Raw genomic sequence first — 4250 nt, 5'->3', positions numbered from 1 at the left:
GGCGCGACCAGCCGCGACGGCGCGCTTCGCGGGTTCAATGGCGCGCTGCAGGCGGAGATCCGCGAGGAGGAGAAGGACGTCCTCTACCTCGAGGACCTGCTTGACCGCGCGCGTCTCGACGCGATGCAGGAGCTCGGCAAGGAACTGGCCTCCTCGCGGCGCGAGCTGGCCCGCCTGGCGGAGAAGCTGCGCAAGGCGCAGGACGAGGACACGAAGCGCGAGCTGCTTTCGGAGGTCGAGCGGCTGCGCGAGCGGATCCAGGATCTCATGTCCCGGATGTCGGAGCTCGCCAAGGGGATCCAGGACGAGCACCTGAACCGCGAGGCGGCCGAGGCCATGCAGAAAGAGCAGGATCTGCTCGGCCAGCTCTCGGACATCCAGAAGAAGCTGCAGAACGGGAAGATCGACGACGCCCTCCGGCAGCTCGACAAGCTGTCGCAGCAGCTGGAGCGGCTGGAGAAGGACCTGCAGCAGAAGGCCGGGCAGCAGCAGTCCGGCCAGTATGCACAGGAGGCGCGGGCGTTGCGCGAGGCGGCGGACCAGCTCCGCGAGCTCCAGGCCAAGGAGCAGGATCTGGAGAAGAAGACCGCGCAGCTCCGCCGCGAGATGCAGTCGCAGGCGCAGAAGCGGTTCGACCAGAAGGGCGGCAAGGCATCTCCCAGATCGACCCCAGGGTCGCCGAGCACCTCGGCCTCGAGGACACGCTCGACATGGCGCAGGGCCGCACCTCCGATCTTTCCCGTGCGCTGGACGCCAACGACTTCGATGAAGCGCTCGATCTGGCGGAAAGGGCCCAACGCGCGGTCGAGACGATGCAAGGGCGTCTGGGAATGGAGGATCAGGTCGCCCAGCGCTATCCGGGCTTCTCGCGGGATCCCGCCGGTGTGCGCAAGAGCTTGCGCGGCGCGACCGAGGCGCAGGAGCCGCTGCAGGAGATCGTCCAGCGGCTCCAGGATTCCCTTCCCCGCGAGGGCCAGGGGATGTCGCAGGAGCAGACCCAGAAGATGCGGCAGCAGGCGCAGGAGCAGGGCCGTCTCAAGGATCAGCTCGCCAAGCTCCGCGACCAGCTCGGCGAGGTGGGCAAGAAAGTGCCGATCTTCGGGCCGCAGCACGAGCAGATGCTCCAGCAGGCCCAGGAGGGGATGAACGGGGCGGAGCAGCGCCTCTACCGCGGCGAGCCGCGCGGCGCGCAGGCGGGCGAGCAGCAGGCGATCGAGAAGCTCTCGCAGTTCCAGGACGCGATGGAGAAGCTGGCGAAGCAGAGCGGCAAGGGCGGAGGGCAGGGCGGCATCCCCATGCCTTGGGGAGAGCCCGCCGGGGACGGCAACGAGGACGAGGGCCAGGAATCGGACGGCGTCCGCCACGACCGCGTCGAGATCCCCGACGCGGAGTCGTCGCGTGCGCCCTCGGAGTTCCGCAAGGAGCTCCTCGACGCGATGAAGCAGGCGCCTCCGGAGAAGTACAAGGAGCGGGTGAAGCAGTATTACGAGGAGCTGGTGAAGTGATCGCGCTGCTGCTCGCGTTGTCGCTCGGTTCGCCGCTGCGCTTTCTCGCCGAGAGCGTCGAGGCGCAACTCGAGGCCTGGGACGTCGCCGGCGCGAGCAAGGCCCTCGACGAGCTGGTGCAGACGAGGCCGGATTCGCCGGAGGCCGCCTATTTCCGCGGGCGCATCCTCTTCGAGCAAGGGAAGTACGACGAAGCGTCGAAAGCGTATGCCGAGGCCACCGAGCGTGGGTTGAACAAGGGCGCGCTGGAAAGCGATGCCCGACTGGCCAAGGCGGCGGCGGAGGAGACCAAGGGGAACGAGGTCTTCGAGAGCGCTCATTTCTCGCTTCGCACCAGGCCGGGAAAGGACACCCTGCTCGCGCCGTACGCGCTGGAGGCGCTGGAGAAGGCTTACTCCGGATTGACCAAGGATCTCGGGGTCGAGCCGGCGCACAAGATCCGCGTCGAGATCTACGACTCGGCGCGGTCGCTCGCCCACGTCTCTCCGCTGACCATCGAGCAGATCAAGGGCAGCGGCACGATCGCGCTTTGCAAGTATAGCCGGCTGATGGTGACCAGCCCAAAGGCGCTGCTTCGCGGATACCCCTGGCTGGACACCGTCTCGCACGAGTTCGTGCATTATCTGGTCACGCAGAAAGGGAGGAACACGGTCCCCATCTGGCTGCAGGAGGGGCTGGCGAAGTTCCTCGAGACGCGCTGGCGCGGCGCGCCGGGAATGGCGGTCGACGAGATGTCCCTCTCGCTCCTGCAGGACGCGGCGAAGAAGGGGAAGCTGATCCCGTTCGCGAAGATGCACCCCTCCATCGCCATGCTCCCCACGCAGGAGCAGGCGGCGCTGGCGTTTGCAGAGGTGGAGGCGGCCATCCGTCTGCTCTACCAGCGCGGAGGGCAGTCCGCGCTCACCGAGCTGGTCTCGGGGATGGCGTCGGGGATGACCGACGAGCAGGCCGTGGCCCGCGCTTACGGGAAGAGCTTCGAGGAGTTCGAGGCGGACTGGAGCGCGGAAGTGAAGAAGCCTCGCCCGAAGGCGGCCTCGCAGAAGGCGGTGCGCCCTCTCGTGGCGAAGAAGCTGGTGTTCAAGGAGGACGCGAAAGGGCGCGCAGAGCCGCCCCCGCTGGACCCGGGCGCGATCGAGGTTCCCGCGGACCAGGAGGGGAAGCGCGCCGCCCGCCTGGGCGAGATCTTCTACGGGCGCAGGCGATGGGCGGCGGCGGCGAAGGAGTACGCCCGCGCCCGGCAGCGGTTGCCGCGGGAGATGCCGCAGCTCGCTCGGCGGTATGCCTTCTCCGAGATGCAGATGGGCCGGTTCGCCGAGGCAGAGGAGGCGCTGCGAAGCGCCGTCGAACGGGATCCCGACGACGAGGCGGCGCAGGCGCTGTACGCGCGGGTCTTGGTGAAGCGCGGAGCACTGGACAAGGCGCGCGTTGCGCTCGACAACGGAATTGCCGTGGATCCCTTCGACCCCGATCTGCACGCCACCTACCTGGAAGTCGCGAGGGGACTCAAGGATCCGGCGCTCGAAGAGCGGGAGCGCAAGGCGCTGTCGCTGGCGGCGGGACTCTCCGGTGAAAAGGGACATCATGAGTGAGCTGGCAATCAATGGCGTTCCGGTGACCACCGCGTCCGACGCGGAGCTGATCGAGGAGCTGGCCCGCGGGCGCGCCCGCATCGCCCAGGAGATCGCCGAGCGGGTGGTGGGCCAGGAAGCCGTCATCGAGCAGCTGCTGATCGCGCTCTTCTCGCGGGGCCACTGCCTGTTCGTCGGCGTTCCCGGGCTGGCCAAGACGCTGCTCATCTCCACGCTCGCGGAAGCGCTCTCGCTCAGCTTCAACCGCATCCAGTTCACGCCCGACCTGATGCCCAGTGACATCACCGGCACCGACGTGCTGGAGGAGGACCACACCACCGGCCGCCGCGCGTTCCGCTTCGTGCCGGGACCGGTGTTCGCGCACGTCCTGCTCGCGGACGAGATCAACCGCACGCCGCCGAAGACGCAGGCGGCGCTGCTGCAGGCGATGCAGGAGCACCGCGTGACCGCGGGCGGCCGCACCTATCCGCTCGATGAGCCTTTCCTCGTCTTCGCGACCCAGAATCCGATCGAGCAGGAGGGCACCTATCCGTTGCCCGAGGCGCAGCTCGACCGCTTCATGTTCATGGTCGACGTCGGCTATCCCAGCGCCGAAGAGGAAGTGCAGATCGTCCGCACCACCACCTCGGGAGCGCAGCCCCAGGTGGAGAAGGTGCTCTCCCCCCAGCAGATCCGCGTCCTGCAGGATCTCGTGCTTCGGGTGCCGGCCGCGGAGCACGTCATCCGGCACGCCGTCGATCTCGTCCGCCGCACGCGGCCGCACGACACCGCCGGCAAGCACGTCAAGGACCACGTGAGCTGGGGCGCCGGCCCGCGCGCCTCGCAGGCGCTGATCCTCGCCGGCAAGGCACGCGCAGCGCTCCAGGGGAGGCCGGCGGTGGACGTGCAGGACGTGCGCGCGCTGGTCGAGCCCGTGCTCCGTCACCGGGTGCTGACCAACTTCCACGCGGAAGCGGAAGGAGTGGACTCGCGCCGGGTGATCGCGGAGCTGCTCCGCGAGACGAAGGCGTGACCCTCGACCCCGCCCTTCTCGCCCGCCTCGGCCCGCTCCAGGTCCGGGCCCGCAAGGTCATGGAAGGGGTGCTGACGGGCCTGCACAAGAGCCCGCACCACGGCCAGTCGGTGGAGTTCGCGGAGCACAAGGAGTACGCGCCCG

At 68.8% G+C, this 4250-nt stretch carries 5 protein-coding genes and 1 pseudogene (1 of these 6 running past the window's edge); all 6 read left to right on the top strand.

Going from position 1 to position 4250, the window contains the following annotated elements; genetic code table 11:
- Nucleotides 1-104 (top strand): annotated as a pseudogene (locus E6J58_09645) (DUF4175 domain-containing protein) (it extends 1579 nt beyond the left edge of the window).
- A gap of 19 nt (nt 105-123) precedes the next feature.
- Entirely contained in the window at nt 124-1146 is a 1023-nt protein-coding gene (locus E6J58_09640; GenBank protein TMB38091.1) for a DUF4175 family protein, read from the top strand.
- Nucleotides 711-1505, top strand: a complete 795-nt coding sequence (locus E6J58_09635; protein ID TMB38090.1) for a DUF4175 family protein — start codon at nt 711-713, stop codon at nt 1503-1505. The genes E6J58_09640 and E6J58_09635 overlap by 436 nt, the downstream gene beginning before the upstream one ends.
- The gene (locus E6J58_09630; protein TMB38089.1) at nt 1301-3094 is read left to right on the top strand and encodes a tetratricopeptide repeat protein; all 1794 of its coding nucleotides are present in this window, start codon (nt 1301-1303) and stop codon (nt 3092-3094) included. Before E6J58_09635 ends, E6J58_09630 begins: the two co-directional genes overlap by 205 nt.
- Nucleotides 3087-4106 (top strand): MoxR family ATPase, encoded by a 1020-nt coding sequence (locus E6J58_09625; protein TMB38088.1) that lies wholly within the window; start codon nt 3087-3089, stop codon nt 4104-4106. Before E6J58_09630 ends, E6J58_09625 begins: the two co-directional genes overlap by 8 nt.
- A partial coding sequence (locus E6J58_09620; GenBank protein TMB38087.1) for a DUF58 domain-containing protein occupies nt 4103-4250 on the top strand: 148 nt, incomplete at its 3' end. The genes E6J58_09625 and E6J58_09620, both read left to right, overlap by 4 nt.

The sequence above is a fragment of the Deltaproteobacteria bacterium genome (assembly GCA_005879535.1).
In the GTDB taxonomy this organism is placed as follows: Bacteria; Myxococcota; Myxococcia; order Myxococcales; family 40CM-4-68-19; genus 40CM-4-68-19.
This window is presented reverse-complemented; position numbering and strand designations above follow the sequence as displayed.

Coding starts and splice junctions, on each gene's coding strand:
- E6J58_09640 (TMB38091.1), top strand. CDS start 124: ATGCAGGAGCTCGGCAAGGAACTGGCCTCCTCGCGGCGCGAGCTGGCC.
- E6J58_09635 (TMB38090.1), top strand. CDS start 711: ATGGCGCAGGGCCGCACCTCCGATCTTTCCCGTGCGCTGGACGCCAAC.
- E6J58_09625 (TMB38088.1), top strand. CDS start 3,087: ATGAGTGAGCTGGCAATCAATGGCGTTCCGGTGACCACCGCGTCCGAC.